This window comes from Microbacterium galbinum (assembly GCF_023091225.1).
Taxonomy (GTDB): Bacteria; Actinomycetota; Actinomycetes; order Actinomycetales; family Microbacteriaceae; genus Microbacterium; species Microbacterium galbinum.
Genome location: NZ_JAHWXM010000001.1, coordinates 2787215 through 2804656, shown reverse-complemented (window position 1 = coordinate 2804656; position 17442 = coordinate 2787215). Strand labels below are relative to the sequence as shown.

The window sequence follows — 17442 nt, the reverse complement described above, 5'->3', positions numbered from 1 at the left end:
CGCGGCTAGCCTGGCTGAATGGCCACCCGTCGTCCCGCCCCGCCCGCGTACGTCTGCACCGAGTGCGGGTGGACGACCGCCAAGTGGGTGGGCCGCTGCGGCGAGTGCCAGCAGTGGGGAACGGTGCAGGAGCAGGCGACGCAGACCGGCATCGTGCAGCGCGTGAGCGCGCAGGCTCCCCTGGCGGCGAAGGCCGCGCGTCCGATCACGCAGATCACCACGACCGATGCCCCTCGCCGCACGAGCGGGGTCGGCGAGTTCGACCGCGTGCTCGGCGGCGGCATCGTGCCCGGGGCGGCGATCCTGCTCAGCGGCGAGCCGGGAGTGGGCAAGTCCACGCTGCTGCTCGAGGTCGCGGCGAAGGCCGCGCACGCCGGGCGGCGGGTGCTCTACGCGAGCGCCGAGGAGTCGCCCGCGCAGGTGCGTCTGCGCGCCGAGCGCACCGGGGCGCTGCACGACGAGCTGTACCTGGCGAGCGAGACCGATCTCGCCACGATCCTGGGCCACATCGACGAGGTGCAGCCGCAGCTGGTGATCGTCGACTCGGTGCAGACCGTCTCCTCGGCGATGATCGACGGCGCGGCCGGGCAGCCCAGCCAGGTGCGCGAGGTGGCCTCGACGCTCATCCGCGTCGCGAAGGACCGTGGACTGCCGATCATCATCGTCGGGCATGTCACGAAAGACGGCCAGGTCGCCGGGCCCCGTGTGCTCGAGCACCTGGTCGATGTCGTGTGCCACTTCGAGGGCGACCGGCAGACGTCGCTCCGCTTCATCCGCGCGCTCAAGAACCGGTTCGGCCCCACCGACGAGGTCGGCTGCTTCGAGATGACCGGCGACGGCATCGCCGAGGTTCCCGACCCCTCCGGGCTGTTCCTCTCGCAGGGGGCGACCGAGCCCGGCACGTGCGTGGCCATCTCGCTCGAGGGGCGCCGCGCCCTCCCCGTCGAGGTGCAGGCCCTCACCGTGCCCACGCAGGCCCCGAACCCGCGGCGCGTCGTGCAGGGCGTCGATGCGGCGCGGGTCGCGATGGTGCTCGCGATCCTCGAGCGGCGCGCGGGAGTACCGACCAGCAATCTCGACGTGTACGTCTCGACCGTGGGCGGAGTGCGCTTCACCGAGCCGGCCGCCGACCTGGCGATCGCGATCGCGGTGGCCGGGTCGATCCGTCAGATCTCGGTGCCGCGCACGGTCGCGGCCGTCGGCGAGCTCAGTCTGGCCGGTGAGATCCGCCCCGTGACCCAGTCGGCGCAGCGGCGATCCGAGGCCGCGCGCCTGGGCTACGAGCAGGTCGTCGACGACCGGTCGAAGACGCTGCGCGCCGCCCTCACTGATGTGAAGGCGCGCAGCGGCGGAGGCGCTCGACGCGACGAGCGTGATATTCCGCCGTTCTGAGGACAGTGAGGGCGGGAAGCGGCGGGAAGCCGTCGAGAGCGCGGCGTCGGGCGGCTCAGGCCTCGAGCGCCTTGAGCAGCTCCTGCGGCGAGGCCTGCATCGGGTGAGGACCGGCGATGTCGAGGAACACGGTCGTGATCGGATGCGTGCCGAGGAACTTCCGGAGCCACTCTGCCGTGTAGATGCCGACGCCGGGAGGCAGGTTGTCGGGCTTGTTCTTCGCGTCGCTGAACAGCAGCAGGGCGAGGTCGCCGCTGTTCGGGTCGCGGTAGGTCCACACCTCGCCGGTGTCGAGCGGGTTGTCGCGTGCGCCGGGCTTCACCAGCGGCACGACCGTCGTGCCGTTGCGCAGCGCGAGGGCGACCGCCGCGACGTCCTGCTTCTCGAGCGCCAGTGCCAGGGCATCCGATCGGAAGTCCTCGGGTGCCGGCTTCTGCTTCGCGCTCTTCGCCTTCTTCGCTGCCATGCCTCCAGCCTAGGCGCGCGAGAAACCACGTTCGCCGCGAACCATCACGTCTGGCGTGGTGTCTCGCGGCGAAAGCGACGTCTCGACGCGTGCGAAAGCCTGCGGAAACGATTGGGGCCCTCTCGAGTCCCACATTGGGGACTGGGGTACTCGAGAGGGCCCTCGGATTCTCGAGCGGCGGTGTCGAAGCGCTGGGGACGCTGTAAGTCGACGCCACTGGGGATGGCATGGTGCCGCATGAATCAGAGAATCGACTTCAATGGTATCCCAAAGAACCAGCCCTGTCAGCCGTTACCGATGCATCAGAGCTTTTCGGAACAATAAACCGGGACTTATACGCTTTTCGAAGCGTTCCGAGCCGAAGACGGTCGGAATCGACTCAGTAGAGCAGGATCTGCTGCGTGGATACGCTGGCGAATCCACCGATCGACACGGCCACGTGATACGACGCGCCGCCGCCCGGAGCCCGCTGGCGGTTCTCCTGCTCGCAGGTTTCGACGCTCGATCGCGTGCGATCCCAGGTGACCGGATCCTTGCTCGTGACGGTCGTTCCCGCGGTGAGCGTCGCGATCATGCTGCTCGGGTTCTGCTGGCAGTCGGTCGAGCGCCACCACACGTCGGAGCCGCTCGAGACCGTGATCGACTGCATGGTCGAGCCGACGTCGAGCGTGCAGTCGCTCGAGCCTTTGTTGGTGAGCGAGATCGACAGCTTCGGCAGCACACCCTCGGCGTACGATTCGGCGTCGGCGACGGCCTTCACCTCGATGTCCTTCGCCTGGCACGCCACGATCGCGGGCGTCTGCGATGCGTCCGGCACGTCCTCCGGAGCCTCGTCCGGCGGAAGCTGCGGGTTGGACGCCTCGGCATCCGGACTCGCGACCGTGCCGGGCGTCGGGGTCGACGCGGTCGACGAGGTCGTCGGGGTGGGCTTCGGGGTGCTCTCGGTCGCGGCCGAGGCCCACGGCTGGGCGAGCAGCAGCCACACGCCGATACCGATCGCCGCGAGCACGAGGATCAGCCCGCCGAGCAACACGATGCGCCGACGACGATAGACGGCTGCGGACTGACGGGGCATGGGTTCCAGGCTAGTTCAGGTGCTTCAGCATCCGCGTGTTGCCGAGCGTGTTGGGCTTGACGTGCGCGAGATCGAGGAATTCCTCGACACCCGCGTCGCCGCTGCGCAGGAGCTGCGAATACACGTCGGGATCGACGACCTGCTCGCCGATGGTCGTGAAGCCGCGGCGCGTGAAGAACTCGACCTCGAACGTCAGGCAGAACAGCCGCGAGAGTCCGAGCGTGACCGCGTTCTGCTCGAGGCGGTCGACGATCGCTCGCCCCACCCCGTGGTGCAGCCAGGCGTCGCTGACGAGCAGCGTACGCACCTCGCCGAGGTCTTCCCAGAAGACGTGGAGCGCGCCGCAGCCGATCAGCTCGCCGTCGGCCTCGGCCACGACGAACTCCTGCACGGCGCCGTAGAGCACGGCGAGGTCCTTGCCCAGGAGGATGCGCTGCTCGACCATCGGCTGCAGCAGATTGCGGATGCCGACGATGTCGGCGCTCCGCGCCGGCCGGACGATGTAGTCGCTCACCCCTCCAGCCTAGAACCGCCACCCGCCCGCGACCTTGAAGCGGGCACAGGAAAGGGGGCGGATGCCGAAGCATCCGCCCCCTCCTTCGTCTCGCTCCGCTCGCTCAGGAGCCGAGGTCGACGATCAGGTCACTCCCCGCTGGCGATCGCCAGGTCGGGGGTGCCGGAGATGTCGCCGCCGGTGTTGACGCCGACCGAGACCGGGCCACCCTCGCGCGGGCCGTGCTCGAACAGGAACTCCCCGTCCTTCGCGTCGACCTTCACGTGGTCGCCCGAGTCGAGCTCGCCGTGCAGGATCTTCTCCGACAGGCGGTCTTCGACCTCGTGCTGCATCGCGCGACGCAGCGGGCGGGCACCGAGCGACGGGTCGAACCCGATCTCGATGAGACGCTCCTTGGCGGCCTGCGACAGCTCGATCGTCATGTCGCGGTCGAGCAGCCGCTCGCTGAGGCGCTTGGTGAACAGATCGACGATCTGCACCAGCTCCTCCTTGTTGAGCTGCGGGAACACGATGATGTCGTCGACGCGGTTGAGGAACTCGGGCTTGAAGTGCCGCTTGAGCTCTTCGTTCACCTTGCCCTTCATCCGCTCGTAGGTCGTGGCGTTGCTGCCCTCGATCTGGAAGCCGACGGGACCACCGGCGATGTCGCGCGCACCGAGGTTCGTGGTCATGATGATGACGGTGTTCTTGAAGTCCACCACGCGACCCTGGCCGTCGGTGAGCCGACCCTCTTCGAGGATCTGCAGCAGCGAGTTGAAGATGTCGGGGTGGGCCTTCTCGATCTCGTCGAAGAGCACCACGCTGAACGGCTTGCGACGCACCTTCTCGGTGAGCTGGCCACCCTCTTCGAATCCGACGAACCCGGGAGGGGCACCGAACAGACGCGAGACGGTGTGCTTCTCGCCGAACTCGCTCATGTCGAGCGAGATGAGAGCGGCTTCGTCGTCGAACAGGAACTCGGCGAGCGCCTTGGCCAGCTCGGTCTTTCCGACACCCGTGGGGCCGGCGAAGATGAACGAGCCCGAGGGACGCTTCGGGTCCTTGAGGCCGGCGCGCTGACGACGGATCGTCTTCGACAGGGCGGCGATGGCCTCTTCCTGACCGATGACGCGCTGGTGCAGGGCCTTCTCCATGAAGACGAGTCGCGAGGACTCCTCTTCCGTCAGCTTGAAGACGGGGATGCCGGTGGCCTGTGCGAGCACCTCGGCGATCAGACCCTCGTCGACCACCGCGGAGGTGGCGACGTCGCCCGCACGCCACTGCTTCTCGAGGCGCAGACGCTCGGCGAGGAGGCTCTTCTCCTCGTCGCGGAGGGCGGCGGCCTTCTCGAAGTCCTGCTCTTCGCTGGCGACTTCCTTCTGCTCGCGCACCTTGGCGATCTTCTCGTCGAACTCGCGCAGCTCGGGCGGGCTCGACAGGATCGACAGACGCAGGCGTGCGCCGGCCTCGTCGATCAGGTCGATGGCCTTGTCGGGCAGGAAGCGGTCGGAGACGTAGCGGTCGGCGAGGTTCGCCGCCGCGACGATCGCGCCGTCCGTGATCTGCACCTTGTGGTGCGCCTCGTAGCGGTCGCGCAGACCCTTGAGGATGTTGATCGCGTGCGGCAGGCTCGGCTCGTTGACCTGCACCGGCTGGAAGCGGCGCTCGAGCGCGGCATCCTTCTCGAAGTGCTTGCGGTACTCGTCGAGTGTGGTGGCGCCGATGGTCTGGAGCTCACCGCGGGCGAGCAGCGGCTTGAGGATGCTGGCCGCGTCGATCGCGCCCTCGGCGGCACCCGCACCCACGAGGGTGTGGATCTCGTCGATGAAGACGATGATGTCGCCGCGCGTGCGGATCTCCTTGGTGACCTTCTTCAGCCGCTCCTCGAAGTCACCGCGGTAGCGGGAACCGGCGATGAGCGAGCCGAGGTCGAGCGAGTACAGCTGCTTGTCCTTCAGCGTCTCGGGCACATCGCCCTTGACGATGGCCTGCGCGAGGCCCTCGACGACGGCGGTCTTGCCGACGCCGGGCTCACCGATCAGCACGGGGTTGTTCTTGGAACGGCGGGAGAGGATCTGCATGACCCGCTCCGCCTCCTTCTCGCGCCCGATGACCGGGTCGAGCTTGTTGTCGCGCGCGGCCTGCGTCAGGTTACGACCGAACTGGTCGAGAACCTGCGAGCCGCCCTGCGCGCTCGGGGTGTCGTTGCTCTGCGCGCCGACGGCGGCCGGCTCGCGGCCCGGGGCGCCCGAGAGCAGCTGGATGACCTGCTGGCGCACCTTGTTGAGGTCGGCGCCCAGCTTGACGAGCACCTGCGCGGCGACGCCCTCACCCTCGCGGATGAGACCGAGCAGGATGTGCTCGGTGCCGATGTAGTTGTGGCCGAGCTGCAGGGCCTCGCGGAGGCTGAGCTCGAGCACCTTCTTGGCGCGGGGGGTGAAGGGGATGTGGCCGGTCGGCTGCTGCTGACCCTGGCCGATGATGTCCTGCACCTGCTCGCGCACCGCGTCGAGGGAGATGCCAAGGGACTCCAGCGCCTTGGCGGCGACGCCCTCGCCTTCGTGGATGAGACCGAGCAGGATGTGCTCGGTACCGATGTAGTTGTGGTTGAGCATCTTCGCCTCTTCTTGGGCGAGGACGACCACACGACGGGCTCGGTCCGTGAATCTCTCGAACATTGTCAACTCCTTGGTTCGCACGTTCCCTGTGGGTGCGAGCGCTTGTATACCGAGAGTAACGACCGCGGATGCCGTGTATGCCCGTGTTCGCCGTCGGCATAGTGCGGTGACGCCCCGCTACGGCGCCGATGGGACGGAAGGGTTGACGTCTTTATCGAGAGTCGATATGTTAACGGGAATCGATAACAACGATCATCGATAAGGAGTAGACATGAGCATCTCGCATCAGAACCGACCGTCGCGCGGCGACCGCTGGTCGATCGCCGCCTTCTCGATCGTGGGCTTCGCGATCGCGGCGTGGATCACCGTCACTGCGGTCCTGCGCATCATCGTCCTCGCGACCGGAACGAACGTGCCGGTTCGCATCGAGTTCGTCGACGGTGCGGCCGACATCGCCCTCTCCGACGGATCAGCCACGGTGCCGGTGCAGATCGACAGCGGCGTTCTCCTCGCCCCGCAGCTCACGCCGATCGCGATCGTTCCCGGCATCCTGGGCCAGCTCGCACTGATCGTCACGGTCGTGACGATCGTCGGATGCCTGCTGCTGCTCTCGCGCAGCATCATCGGCGGCCGCGTATTCAGCCGCCGAAACACCGCTCTCGTCGCGACCACCGGTCTCACCGGGCTGATCGGTGCCGCAGCCGCGAGGTTCTTCGACAACATGCTCGCGAACGCCACGGTCTCGCTCATGACCGAGAATCGTCTCGACACCGCGGTGCTCACGGTCGAGCCGTTCACGTGGATCCTGGCCGCGTTCATCGTCGCCGTGATCATGACCGCCTTCACCGTGGGCGATCGCCTGCAGCGCGACAAGGCGACGCTCGAGAAGGAGACGGAGGGACTCATCTGATGGCCACCCGCATCTCGCCCCGTTCCGAGACCGCCGATGCGGTCACCGTCATCTTCTATGCGGTGGCCGCCGTCGTGATCGTCGGTATCGCCACCTGGCTGCGCGTGCTGACCACGTTCCGCGAGGAGGGCATCGCATGGAGCGTTCCCATCGATGCGATGCCCGTGGACGCCACGGGCGACTCCGGAGCGATCTCGATCTCGGGCATCGCCGAAGAGGTCGTGGTCTTCGCCCCAAACGTCAACGCCGTCTCGATCGCCGCGATCATCGCCTCGATCGCGCTGTGGGCGGCCGCCGCACTGCTGATCATCGGCTCGGTGATCCTGCTGGCCGGAAACTTCCTGCGCGGGCGCTTTTTCGTCGACGCGAACGTGCGGGCGCTCGTGGCGACCGGGTGGACCCTCGTGATCGCCCCGATCGCGATCGTGCTCTTCGACACGATGGGCCGCAACGGAGTGCTCAGCGCCATCGGCACGGGGCCCGGCGAGCCCGCGCATCCGCTCGAGTTCTGGTCGATCCTCCCGATCTTCGGAATCGGGATGGCCGTCGGACTCATCGCTGTGGCCTTCCGTCGCGGGATCCGAACCCAGCGCGAGAACGAGTCCTTGCAGAAGGAAACCGAGGGTCTCGTATGAGCCCCGCGGAGAACGACGACGAGCTCACCGGCATCCACTGCCGCCTCGACGAACTGCTCGCCGACCGCGGCATGACGCTCACCGAGCTCAGCGCGCGCGTGGGGGTGAGCATCGTGAACCTGTCGGTGCTCAAGAACGACCGCGCCCGCGCCATCCGCTACTCGACGCTGCGGGCGATCTGCGACGCGCTCGACTGCGAGGTCGGCGAGCTGCTGGTGCTGGCCGAGCGCCCCTAGAACCGGGGCGGCTGCGGCGGCGCGGGCTGCGGGGCGAGGGGCTCGACGACGACCGCGGTGCCGTACGCGCAGATCTCGGTGAAGTTCTGGATCGACCCGGCGTCGAAGCGCATCGCGACGATCGCGTTGCCGCCGCGCTGCTGGGCCTCGGCCCACATGCGCCCCATGACGACCTGCCGGGCCTCGTACATGACCTGGGTGTACTCGGGGATCTCGCCGCCGCCGAGCGAACGGAAGCCCGCGGCGAACCCCTGACCGAAGTCGGTCGAGCGCACCGTGAGGCCCATGACCTCGCCGAGCACCTGCGTGATGCGGTAACCCGGAATATCGTTCGTCGTCACCATGAACATGAGGCCATCGTGCCAGAGCACGGAGCCATTACCAGAAATCATGATGGGTATATATCCCCATCCAGATATTCCTATCAATGGGCTGAGAGCCGATAACCTGGCCGCATGATGAACTTCGACCGGAAACTGCGCACCCGCTCCCGCCTGCTGCTGGCCCTGCCCGCCGCGGCCCTCGCCCTCTCGCTCGCCGCCTGCGGTGGCGCGAGCCGTCCGTCTCAGGCCGACGTGGCTTCGGGCCTCACCCAGTACTTCGAAGACGCCGGCCAGGGCGACATCCTCAATGAGAAGGCCGCCGACTGCTTCGCCGGTTACCTCGTCGACTCGGAGCTCAGCAACGAGACCCTCAACTACCTCGCCAACGGCGAGGACAAGCAGGCCAACCAGGACGACTACACCCTGGTCCAGAAGGTCCTCACCGACAACATGGAGGAGTGCCTCGCTGCGGGAGAGTGATCCTCCCCGTCTGACCTCCGGTCGGATCGACATCGAAGGATGACGGATGCTGCGGCATCCGTCATCCTTCGTCATTTCCGCCCAGGGAATTCTCAGACAGACCTAGCGTTGAACGTTCTGGCGTGTATATCGGCATGCCGCAATCTGTTCTGGAGTTCCCCCGCAATGAGTACCACCGCTCGCGCGCAGAAGGCGCCTGATACCCGCGGACCGATCCGGAAGCTGCTGACGTCGTTCGGCTTCCAGATCCTCGCCGCCCTCGTCCTCGGCATCGCCGCCGGCCTCATCGGCCGCCAGCTCGGCGCCACCGCCGAGAACCCGAACGGCCTCTCGGCCACCCTCGACACCATCGGCAGCTCGTACGTGACGCTGCTGCGCGCTGCCGTCGTGCCCCTCATCTTCACCGCCATCGTGGCGAGCATCTCGAACCTGCGCCGCGTGCAGAACGCCGCCCGCCTCGCCGGCCAGACGCTGCTGTGGTTCGCGATCACCGCGTTCATCGCCGTCGTCATCGGCATCGTGCTCGGCCTCGTCATCCAGCCCGGCGCCCGCGCGGGCGAGGGGCTCGAGCCCGGCGAGCCCTACACCGTCGGCACGTGGTGGAACTTCCTGCTCGGCCTCATCCCGCAGAACTTCCTCGGCATCGGAGTGAGCAGCTCGTTCGACGCCGAAGCCGGCGCCGTCTCGTCGAGCGTCAGCTTCAACATCCTGCAGGTCATCGTCGTCGCGGCCGTCGTCGGCATCGCCGCGCTCAAGGCGGGCAAGAAGGCCGAGCCGTTCCTCGTCTTCACCGAGTCGCTGCTCAAGGTCATCCAGCGCGTGCTGTGGTGGATCATCCGCATCGCCCCGCTCGGCACCTTCGGCCTGATCGGCGCCGCCGTCATCAAGTACGGCTGGGAGAAGCTCGCCTCGCTCGGCTGGTTCGCGATCGCGATCTACATCGGTCTCGCGCTCGTGCTCTTCGTCGTCTACCCCGTGCTGGTGAAGACCCACGGCCTGTCGATCAAGCAGTACTTCTCGGGTGTCTGGCCCGCCGTGCAGCTGGCCTTCGTCAGCCGCTCGTCGATCGGCACCCTGCCGCTCACCGAGCGCGTCACCGAGCGCAACCTCGGCGTGCCCCGCTCGTACGCCTCGTTCGCCGTGCCGTTCGGCGCCACCACCAAGATGGACGGCTGCGCCGCGATCTACCCGGCCATCGCCGCGATCTTCGTCGCGCAGTTCTTCGGCATCGAGCTCAACTTCGTGCAGTACCTGCTCATCGTGATCGTCTCGGTCGTCGGTTCCGCCGCGACCGCCGGCACCACGGGCGCGGTCGTCATGCTCACGCTCACGCTGTCGACGCTCGGCCTGCCGCTCGAGGGCGTGGGACTGCTGCTCGCGATCGACCCGATCCTCGACATGGGCCGCACCGCGGTCAACGTCGCGGGCCAGGCGCTCATCCCGACGATCGTCGCCAAGCGCGAAGGCATCCTCGACGAGCGCCTCTACAACGCGCCGCGCGAGGGCCTCCCCTTCGCCGAGGACGATGACGACGACGCCCCCGAGGCGGATGCCGGCACCACCGCCGCACCGGAGCCCGCCGCCACGCGCTGAGCGCCACCCGCCGCATCACCGAACGAGCGCCCCGTCCTCTTCCAGGACGGGGCACTCTCGTTCGTCAGCGGGATGCCGCGGCTACGCGCGCTCGCCCGGACGGGTCGCCCCGCGGGTGTCCATGGCGAGCTCCTCGGCATCCATCGCCGCGATCAGCTCGCGCATGACCTCCTCGTCGAGGTTGCCCTTGTCGCGTTCCTCGAGGAGGATCTCGCGGCGCACCTGCAACCAGCCCTTCGAGAGGGCGACGAGGTCGTCGTACGACGGCTTGGCGACCGAGTCCTCGACCTCCTGCGCCTCGTCGGTGTCCTTCTCGACGCGGTTCATGCGCTTGGCGAAAGCGTCGAAGATCGAGAGGTCGACCTCGCCGTACTTCTCCTCCCACTCCACGCGCTTCTCGGCGAGGAACGCCTTGCCGGCCCGACGACTCTTCTCCTTCACCGCGGCGAGGGCCTTCTCATCCTCGGCGTGATCGACGTCGCTGGCGATGCCGAGCCGGCGGATCAGCATCGGCAGCGTGAGCCCCTGCAGCAGCAGCGTGCCGACGGTCACGATGAACGCGACCACGACGATCGCGTGCGAGGCCCGCTCGTCGAGGGTGGCGAGGTCGGCCGCGGCGAGCGCCGTCGCGAGCGTGACCACGCCGCGCATGCCCGCCCAGGAGATGACCGCGTTGTCCTTCCAGGTGAGCTGGAGGCCCGCCATCCGCTCGCGCACGATCTGCGTGCGCAGCTCGTCGGGGGTGTACTGGCCCCAGCGCCGCGACTGCTTCTGCCGCTTCTGGAACTCTCCCGATTCGACCCCCCGATCCCAGCGGGCGAGGCGCCGACGGTCCTGGAAGTTCGCCCAGGCGTTGGCCGGGAAGATGAACAGCGGGCGCACGATCAGCACGACCACGAGCACGGCGCCCGAGAGCAGCAGGATCTCGCCGATCGATTCGGCGCCGAGGTCGCTGACCACGCGCGGCAGCTGCAGACCGATGTACGCGAACACGAAGCTCTCGAGCAGGAAGTCGGCCGAGAGCCAGATCGGCTTCTCCTGCTGACGGGTCGTGTAGTCGGTGCGCGGAGCGTTGAAGCCGACGTACAGGCCCATCGCGACGACCGCCAGTACACCCGAGCCGTTGAGGTGCTCGGCGATGGCGTAGGCGCCGAAGGGAGCGAGCAGGCCGAACGTACCGATCACGACGGGGTCGGAGATGCGCATGCGCAGTTGGTGCAGCGCGACGCCGAACACCAGGCCGATGCCGACACCCACCGCCACCGCGACGACGAACTGCCAGATGCCGCCCCAGACGCTCACGGTCGCGCCCGCGAGGATCGCCGCGAACACCCGGTACAGAGTCAGCGAGGTCGCATCGTTGATGAGGCTCTCACCCGACAGCACCGTCATGATGCGGCGCGGCAGGCCGAGCTTGCGGCCGATCGCGGCGGCCGAGACCGCATCGGGCGGAGAGACGATCGCGCCGAGCAGCAGCGCCCCGGGAAGGCCCAGATCGGGGAAGATCCACCACGCGATCAGACCGACGGCGATCGCCGTGATCAGCACCAGCCAGATGCCCAGGCGGCGGATCTGCGGCAGGCTGCGCCGGAACCCGACGAACGAGACGTCGAGGGCCGCCGAGTACAGCAGCGGCGGCAGCACGAGGTTCAGCAGCAGGTGCCCGTCGGCACGCAGCTCGGGCACGAACGGAAGGAACGACACCGCGAGCGCGACGACCGTGACGAGCAGCGGGGCGGGCCACCCGCGCCAGCGGGCGATGGCCGCCACGACGACGGCGCCGACGAGGACGTAGAAGATCTCGGCATCCATCCGGCCAGATTAGCGCCCGCGCCGGGCGTCACCGCTCGTCGAGAGCGTCGCGCAGGTCGGCGTTCCGGTCCTGCAGATCGGCGTTCTCGTCCTGGAGGTCGAGCACCCGGGCGATGCCCGCGATGTTGATGCCGTCGTCACGCAACTGCGCCGCCCTCCGCAGGCGATCGATGTCGTCGTCGCTGTAGCGCCGGGTGCCGCCGTCGCTCCGCGCGGGCGTCAGCAGCCCTTTGCTCTCGAACAGGCGGAGGGTCGCCTCGGGCAGGTCGACGAGCTGCGCGGCGACGGCGATGCCGTAGAGCGGGGTGCGCGAATCGCGATGCGGCATCCGGTTCTCCTTCGAGACGTCGGGACTTGCGGAAGTGGCTGGATTTGTTCTATAAAAAATCTACAGTAAGTGATGCAGATCTTCTGCATCGGCCATCGAGCCCGAGAGGGCCGTACGAAAGGAGACACCATGGCACTCACCTTCGATCCGTTCAGTCAGCTCGACCGCTTCGCCGCGAGCGTGCTCGATTCCGTTCGCGCCCCCCGGTCCATGCCGGTGGACCTCTATCGCGACGGCGACCGTTACATCCTGCACGCCGATCTGCCGGGCGCCGATCCCGGCTCGATCGACGTCGATCTCGACGGTGCGCAGCTGACCATCCGCGCCCAGCGCACCGCCGACAGCCAGGAGGGCGTGCGCTGGCTCGCTCGCGAGCGCGGCGCCGGCACGTTCCTGCGCCAGTTCACGCTCGGCGAGGGTGTCGACCTCGACGGCATCAGCGCCTCCTACGAGAGCGGCGTGCTGTCGGTCATCATCCCTGTCAGCGAGCGCGCGAAGCCGCGCAAGATCACCGTCGAATCGGCCGACCAGCGGCAGGCGATCGACGCCTGATCCTCTCGGGGGCGCGCGATCGCGCGCCCCCGAGTCCTCCTCCCCTTCACACGGAAAGGAATGTCACATGCCCACCTCGCCCGCACTCGACCGCTTCCTGGCCGAGATGGAGTACCCGGCCACGAAGGACGACCTGCTGCGCGAAGCCGCGCGCGACGGCCTCGGCCCGGACGACCGCGCACTCCTCGCCGACCTCCCCGAGCAGAGCTACAGCGCCGGCTGGAGCATCCGCTACCGACTCGCGCGCCGATCGCTGGAAGAGGCGCTCACGCCCCGCAGTACGCCCATCGCGGCCTGACGGCGGCGCGTTTCCGGCGCGCTTCCCGCGCCTCCCCGCGCGTCCGCGCGATCGGGGCCCGGGGCGCCGGGAATGCCCCGCCGCTCCCCCCGGTTGCAGCAGGGGATGAATGACGTCGCACTCTCCGTCCTCGACCTCGTGCCCGTGCGCACCGGTCAGACCAGCGCCGAGGCCATCCGCGCCTCCCTCTCGCTCGCCGAGATCGCCGACCGGCTCGGCTATCGCCGTTACTGGTTCGCCGAGCACCACAACATGCCGGCCGTGGCATCCACCACTCCCCCGGTGCTGATCGCCGCCGCCGCGACCCGCACCTCGAGCATCCGCCTCGGCTCCGGCGGCGTCATGCTGCCGAACCACGCGCCGCTCATCGTCGCCGAGCAGTTCGCGGCCCTGGCCGCGATCGCCCCCGGGCGCATCGACCTCGGCCTCGGGCGCGCACCCGGCAGCGACCCCGTGATCACGCAGTTGCTGCGCGGCTCGGGCGTCACCAGCGACGTCGAACAGTTCCCCCGCCACGTGCAGGACATCGCCGCGCTCGTCTCGAACGAGGGGGCGACCGTGCGCTTCACCTCCGGCGGGGAGTACACGGTGCGTGCGACGCCCGCGGCGACCGACGCCCCCGAGGTGTGGCTGCTCGGCTCGAGCGACTACTCGGCTCAGCTCGCGGCATCCCACGGCCTGCCGTACGTGTTCGCCAACCACTTCTCGGGCGAGGGCCTCGAGCGCGCGCTCGATCTCTATCGCACGAACTACCAGCCGAGCGAGGAGCACCCGACGCCGCGCACCTTCCTGACGGTCAACGCCGTGGCGTCGCCCACCGTCGAGGAGGCCGAGGCGCGCGCCCTGCCGCAGCTGCGCATGATGTCGCGGCTGCGTCTCAACAAGCCGCTCATCGCTCTCGAGACGGTGGAGGAAGCGCTGGCGGCCGAATCGGATGCCGCGACCGATCAGGTCGTGCAGGCCGCCCGCTCGCGCTGGTTCGTCGGAACGGGCGAGTCCGTCGCCGCCGAGGTGCGCGAGTTCGCGAGCCGCTGGGGCGTCGACGAGGTCATGCTCTCCCCCGTCGCCGGCGCCTACGAGTCCGAGCCCGCCGACTCGGCCGCGGGCCGCGCCCAGACCCTGGAGCTCGTCGCCGCAGCGCTGTAGACGCGCGCGACGGAGGTCTGGCGCACCGGGCCCGGCGGGCGTAGCCTCAGCCCTGGAGAGGAGTTCGATGATGAGCACCAGCACCACACTCGGCCTCTGGGTGGCCTACGGCCCGAACGGCGTCGTCGGCAGCATCCGTCACGACGACGAGGGCTATCGGGTGACGATGGCGGGGGCGGATGCCTCGGCCGGAACCTACCCGTCGCTCGCCGTCGCCAAGAGCGCGCTCCACGCGCGCATGCGGCCGGGCAGCGACTGGCCGAACTTCCGGGAGCACTGACCCGCGCCGGACGGAGCCGGAGGGCCGAGGGGGCTGAGTGGGCGCGATCCGCGCCGGAGGGGGCTCAGGCCTCGGGTTCGCCCGAGACGATGCCGCGCAGCCAGTCGCGCGCCTCGACGAACACGTCGTCGGCGTAGCGATCCGGGTAGTGCACGATCTGACGGTCGGCCCGCGGGTACGACCCGAGGAACACCACGCGCGGGCTGAACCGACGGATGCCGAGCAGCGCATCCGCCATGCGTTCGTGCTCGATGTGGCCGTCGGCGTCGATGACGAAACGATAGCGGCCGAGTTCGTCGCCGATCGGGCGCGACTCGATGAGCGACAGGTTGATGCCGCGGGTCGAGAACTGCTCGAGCATCTCGAGGAGCGATCCCGGGTGGTCGTGGGGCAGCTCGACGATGAGCGAGGTCTTGTCGGCACCGGTCGGCGCGGGCGGCGCGGTCGTGCGCGAGACGAGCACGAAGCGGGTGACGGCGTTGGCGTTGTCGCCGATGCCGGAGGCGAGCACCTCGACGTCGTAGTGGTTGACGATGCCGGGGGCGGCGATCGCGGCCTGGGCGGGCAGGCTGCCGTCGAGCACGCCGATCGCCGAGGCGACGTTGCTGGATGCCGGAACGTGCGAGTGCGCGGGAATGTTCGCGCCGAGCCATCCGTGGCACTGCGCGTAGGCGACGGGGTGCGCGGCGATGACCGACACCTCGTCGAGCGTCGTGCCGCGCGGCGCGACGAGCACGAAGTTCACCTTCACGAGGTATTCGCCGACGATGCGCAGACCGGGCAGGGTCGCGAGGGCGTCCTGCGTGGTGGAGACGCCGCCCTCGATCGAGTTCTCGATCGCGATCATCGCGGCGTCGCTGCGGCCCTCGAGCACGTCGGCGAGGGCTTCGCCGACGTTGTGCACGGCACGCCACTGCTGGCCTCGGGCTTCGGCGACCTGGTCGAGCGCCGCCTCCGTGAACGTTCCGGCGGGTCCCAGATAGCTGTAGGTACGGCGTTCGGTCACGCGTTTCACCTTAGCCCTCCGCGTCAAGGCTCCGACGCGAAGTTTCCTCTCGGGCCGGATCGGTGCAGACTGAACTCATGACGAGCCGTGCCGGCCTCCCCGCGGAGGAAAGTGACCTCATCGATGTCGACGAGTTGATCGCCGCCTACTACGACCGCATCCCGCGCCCGGATGTCGCCGCCGAGCGCGTCGCGTTCGGCACCAGCGGCCATCGCGGGTCGTCGCTGAGCGGCAGCTTCAACGAGGTGCACATCCTCGCCACCACGCAGGCGATCGTCGACTACCGCGCGGGCCAGGGCATCACCGGCCCGCTCTTCCTCGGGCGCGACACGCATGCGCTGTCGCTGCCGGCCGAGCGCAGCGCGATCGAGGTGCTCGTCGCGAACGGCGTCGACGTGCGCGTCGACTCCCGCGACTCGTGGGTGCCGACCCCGGCGCTCAGCCACGCGATCCTCACGTACAACCGCGCCCTCGCGGCATCCGAGGGCAACACCGGCCGCGCCGACGGCATCGTCGTCACCCCCTCGCACAACCCGCCCCGCGACGGCGGCTTCAAGTACAACCCGCCGCACGGCGGCCCGGCCGACACCGACGCCACCGGCTGGATCGCCGACCGCGCGAACCAGCTCATCGAGGCGAACCTCGAGGGCGTGAAGCGCGTGCGCTTCGCGGACCTCGACGCCGACACCCTCGGGAGCTACGACTTCCGCGACGCCTACGTGCGAGACCTCGCGTCGATCATCGACGTCGAAGCGATCCGCCGCGCGGGTGTGCGCATCGGGGCCGACCCGTTGGGCGGAGCATCCGTGGAGTACTGGGCGCTCATCAAGGAGGTCTTCGACCTCGACCTCACCGTCGTGAACCCCGAGGTCGACCCGACCTGGCGCTTCATGACGCTCGACTGGGACGAGAAGATCCGCATGGATCCGTCGTCGCCGTCGGCCATGGCCTCGCTCGTCGCCAAGAAGGGCGACTTCGACGTGCTCACCGGCAACGACGCGGATGCCGACCGCCACGGCATCGTCACCCCGGATGCCGGTCTGATGAACCCGAACCACTACCTCGCCGTCGCGATCGACTACCTGTTCTCGCACCGCACGGAGTGGCCGCGGGATGCCGCGATCGGCAAGACGCTCGTGTCGTCGATGATCATCGATCGCGTCGCGGAGTCGCTCGGCCGTCGCCTGCTCGAGGTTCCGGTCGGGTTCAAATGGTTCGTTCCCGGTCTGCTCGACGGTTCGGTCGCGTTCGGCGGCGAGGAGTCGGCCGGTGCGTCGTTCCTGCGCTTCGACGGCTCGGTGTGGTCGACCGACAAGGACGGCATCCTGCTGTGCCTGCTGGCCGCCGAGATCATCGCCGTGACGGGCAAGTCGCCGTCGGAGCGCTATGCCGAGCTCGAGACCGCGTTCGGCTCGTCGGCCTACCAGCGGGTGGATGCTCCGGCGACGCCCGAGCAGAAGGCGACGCTCGCGAAGCTGGCGCCCGAGTCGGTGTCGGCGACCACGCTGGCCGGCGAGGAGATCACCGCCAAGCTCTCGCACGCTCCCGGCAACGGCGCGGCGATCGGCGGCCTCAAGGTGCAGACCGAGCACGCGTGGTTCGCCGCGCGCCCCTCGGGCACCGAGGACGTCTACAAGCTGTACGCCGAGAGCCTGCGCGGCCCCGAGCACCTCGCCGAGGTGCAGGCCGAGGCCCGCGCGGTGGTGTCGGCGGCGCTGGGGGCGTAGGTTTCGATCGGTTTCGAATCGCTCACTTTGTCGCCTTCGTGGCCCGGGAGGCGACAAGGTGAGCGAAATCCC

19 protein-coding genes are annotated in these 17442 nt (G+C 68.8%); 11 read left to right on the top strand and 8 right to left on the bottom strand.

The genetic code is table 11. The features are described 5' to 3' along the window. Window positions 1-18 precede the first annotated feature (18 nt). Window positions 19-1392: a DNA repair protein RadA gene (gene radA / locus KZC52_RS13450; RefSeq protein ID WP_247624551.1), complete on the top strand. Its 1374-nt coding sequence runs from the start codon at window positions 19-21 to the stop codon at window positions 1390-1392. 55 nt (window positions 1393-1447) lie between these two features. On the opposite strand, the gene KZC52_RS13445 is transcribed toward radA, so the two are convergent. The 4 genes from KZC52_RS13445 to KZC52_RS13430 form a co-directional block, all read right to left on the bottom strand. Then, the gene (locus KZC52_RS13445; RefSeq protein ID WP_247624550.1) at window positions 1448-1858 is read right to left on the bottom strand and encodes a dehydrogenase; all 411 of its coding nucleotides are present in this window, start codon (window positions 1856-1858) and stop codon (window positions 1448-1450) included. Between the two features lie 379 nt (window positions 1859-2237). Further along, entirely contained in the window at window positions 2238-2933 is a 696-nt protein-coding gene (locus tag KZC52_RS13440) for a hypothetical protein (protein ID WP_247624549.1), read from the bottom strand. Window positions 2934-2943: 10 nt separating this feature from the next. Continuing rightward, entirely contained in the window at window positions 2944-3447 is a 504-nt protein-coding gene (locus KZC52_RS13435; protein WP_247624548.1) for an amino-acid N-acetyltransferase, read from the bottom strand. 128 nt (window positions 3448-3575) lie between these two features. Further along, window positions 3576-6104: an ATP-dependent Clp protease ATP-binding subunit gene (locus KZC52_RS13430; protein WP_247624547.1), complete on the bottom strand. Its 2529-nt coding sequence runs from the start codon at window positions 6102-6104 to the stop codon at window positions 3576-3578. 211 nt (window positions 6105-6315) lie between these two features. On the opposite strand from KZC52_RS13430, the gene KZC52_RS13425 reads away from it, so the two are divergent. The 3 genes from KZC52_RS13425 to KZC52_RS13415 are packed head-to-tail and all read left to right on the top strand — an operon-like array spanning window position 6316 to window position 7825. Next, window positions 6316-6954, top strand: coding sequence for a hypothetical protein (locus KZC52_RS13425; protein ID WP_247624546.1), 639 nt, complete (start codon window positions 6316-6318; stop codon window positions 6952-6954). After that, entirely contained in the window at window positions 6954-7589 is a 636-nt protein-coding gene (locus KZC52_RS13420) for a DUF2975 domain-containing protein (protein WP_247624545.1), read from the top strand. The genes KZC52_RS13425 and KZC52_RS13420 overlap by 1 nt, the downstream gene beginning before the upstream one ends. After that, on the top strand, window positions 7586-7825 hold the full coding sequence (locus KZC52_RS13415) for a helix-turn-helix domain-containing protein (RefSeq protein ID WP_247624544.1): 240 nt from the start codon (window positions 7586-7588) through the stop codon (window positions 7823-7825). Before KZC52_RS13420 ends, KZC52_RS13415 begins: the two co-directional genes overlap by 4 nt. On the opposite strand, the gene KZC52_RS13410 is transcribed toward KZC52_RS13415, so the two are convergent. Continuing rightward, entirely contained in the window at window positions 7822-8217 is a 396-nt protein-coding gene (locus KZC52_RS13410; RefSeq protein WP_247624543.1) for a YbjQ family protein, read from the bottom strand. The genes KZC52_RS13415 and KZC52_RS13410 overlap by 4 nt on opposite strands. A gap of 63 nt (window positions 8218-8280) precedes the next feature. On the opposite strand from KZC52_RS13410, the gene KZC52_RS13405 reads away from it, so the two are divergent. Together KZC52_RS13405 and KZC52_RS13400 are read left to right on the top strand one after the other, a co-directional pair. After that, complete coding sequence (locus KZC52_RS13405) at window positions 8281-8628, top strand: hypothetical protein (RefSeq protein ID WP_247624542.1); 348 nt, start codon at window positions 8281-8283, stop codon at window positions 8626-8628. A gap of 165 nt (window positions 8629-8793) precedes the next feature. Further along, on the top strand, window positions 8794-10221 hold the full coding sequence (locus KZC52_RS13400; protein ID WP_247624541.1) for a dicarboxylate/amino acid:cation symporter: 1428 nt from the start codon (window positions 8794-8796) through the stop codon (window positions 10219-10221). An 81-nt stretch (window positions 10222-10302) separates the two neighbouring features. Here KZC52_RS13400 and KZC52_RS13395 read toward each other — a convergent pair whose 3' ends face one another. Then, window positions 10303-12033, bottom strand: coding sequence for a cation:proton antiporter (locus KZC52_RS13395; protein WP_247624540.1), 1731 nt, complete (start codon window positions 12031-12033; stop codon window positions 10303-10305). 28 nt (window positions 12034-12061) lie between these two features. Beyond that, window positions 12062-12361, bottom strand: a complete 300-nt coding sequence (locus tag KZC52_RS13390) for a MerR family transcriptional regulator (protein ID WP_247624539.1) — start codon at window positions 12359-12361, stop codon at window positions 12062-12064. A gap of 129 nt (window positions 12362-12490) precedes the next feature. Here KZC52_RS13390 and KZC52_RS13385 point away from each other — a divergent pair, with 129 nt between their 5' ends. The 4 genes from KZC52_RS13385 to KZC52_RS13370 all read left to right on the top strand — a co-directional run bounded on the left by KZC52_RS13385 (window position 12491) and on the right by KZC52_RS13370 (window position 14637). Further along, window positions 12491-12913, top strand: a complete 423-nt coding sequence (locus KZC52_RS13385; RefSeq protein WP_247624538.1) for an Hsp20/alpha crystallin family protein — start codon at window positions 12491-12493, stop codon at window positions 12911-12913. Window positions 12914-12980: 67 nt separating this feature from the next. Further along, window positions 12981-13211 carry a DUF2795 domain-containing protein gene (locus tag KZC52_RS13380; RefSeq protein ID WP_247624537.1) on the top strand — a complete coding sequence of 77 codons (231 nt, stop codon included), beginning with the start codon at window positions 12981-12983 and terminating at the stop codon, window positions 13209-13211. A gap of 105 nt (window positions 13212-13316) precedes the next feature. Beyond that, window positions 13317-14357 (top strand): LLM class flavin-dependent oxidoreductase, encoded by a 1041-nt coding sequence (locus tag KZC52_RS13375; protein WP_247624536.1) that lies wholly within the window; start codon window positions 13317-13319, stop codon window positions 14355-14357. 70 nt (window positions 14358-14427) lie between these two features. After that, on the top strand, window positions 14428-14637 hold the full coding sequence (locus KZC52_RS13370) for a methyltransferase (protein ID WP_247624535.1): 210 nt from the start codon (window positions 14428-14430) through the stop codon (window positions 14635-14637). 64 nt (window positions 14638-14701) lie between these two features. Here KZC52_RS13370 and pheA read toward each other — a convergent pair whose 3' ends face one another. Continuing rightward, on the bottom strand, window positions 14702-15652 hold the full coding sequence (gene pheA / locus KZC52_RS13365; protein WP_247624534.1) for a prephenate dehydratase: 951 nt from the start codon (window positions 15650-15652) through the stop codon (window positions 14702-14704). Window positions 15653-15720: 68 nt separating this feature from the next. On the opposite strand from pheA, the gene pgm reads away from it, so the two are divergent. Then, on the top strand, window positions 15721-17370 hold the full coding sequence (pgm, locus tag KZC52_RS13360) for a phosphoglucomutase (alpha-D-glucose-1,6-bisphosphate-dependent) (RefSeq protein ID WP_247624533.1): 1650 nt from the start codon (window positions 15721-15723) through the stop codon (window positions 17368-17370). The last annotated feature ends 72 nt before the right edge of the window (window positions 17371-17442 follow it).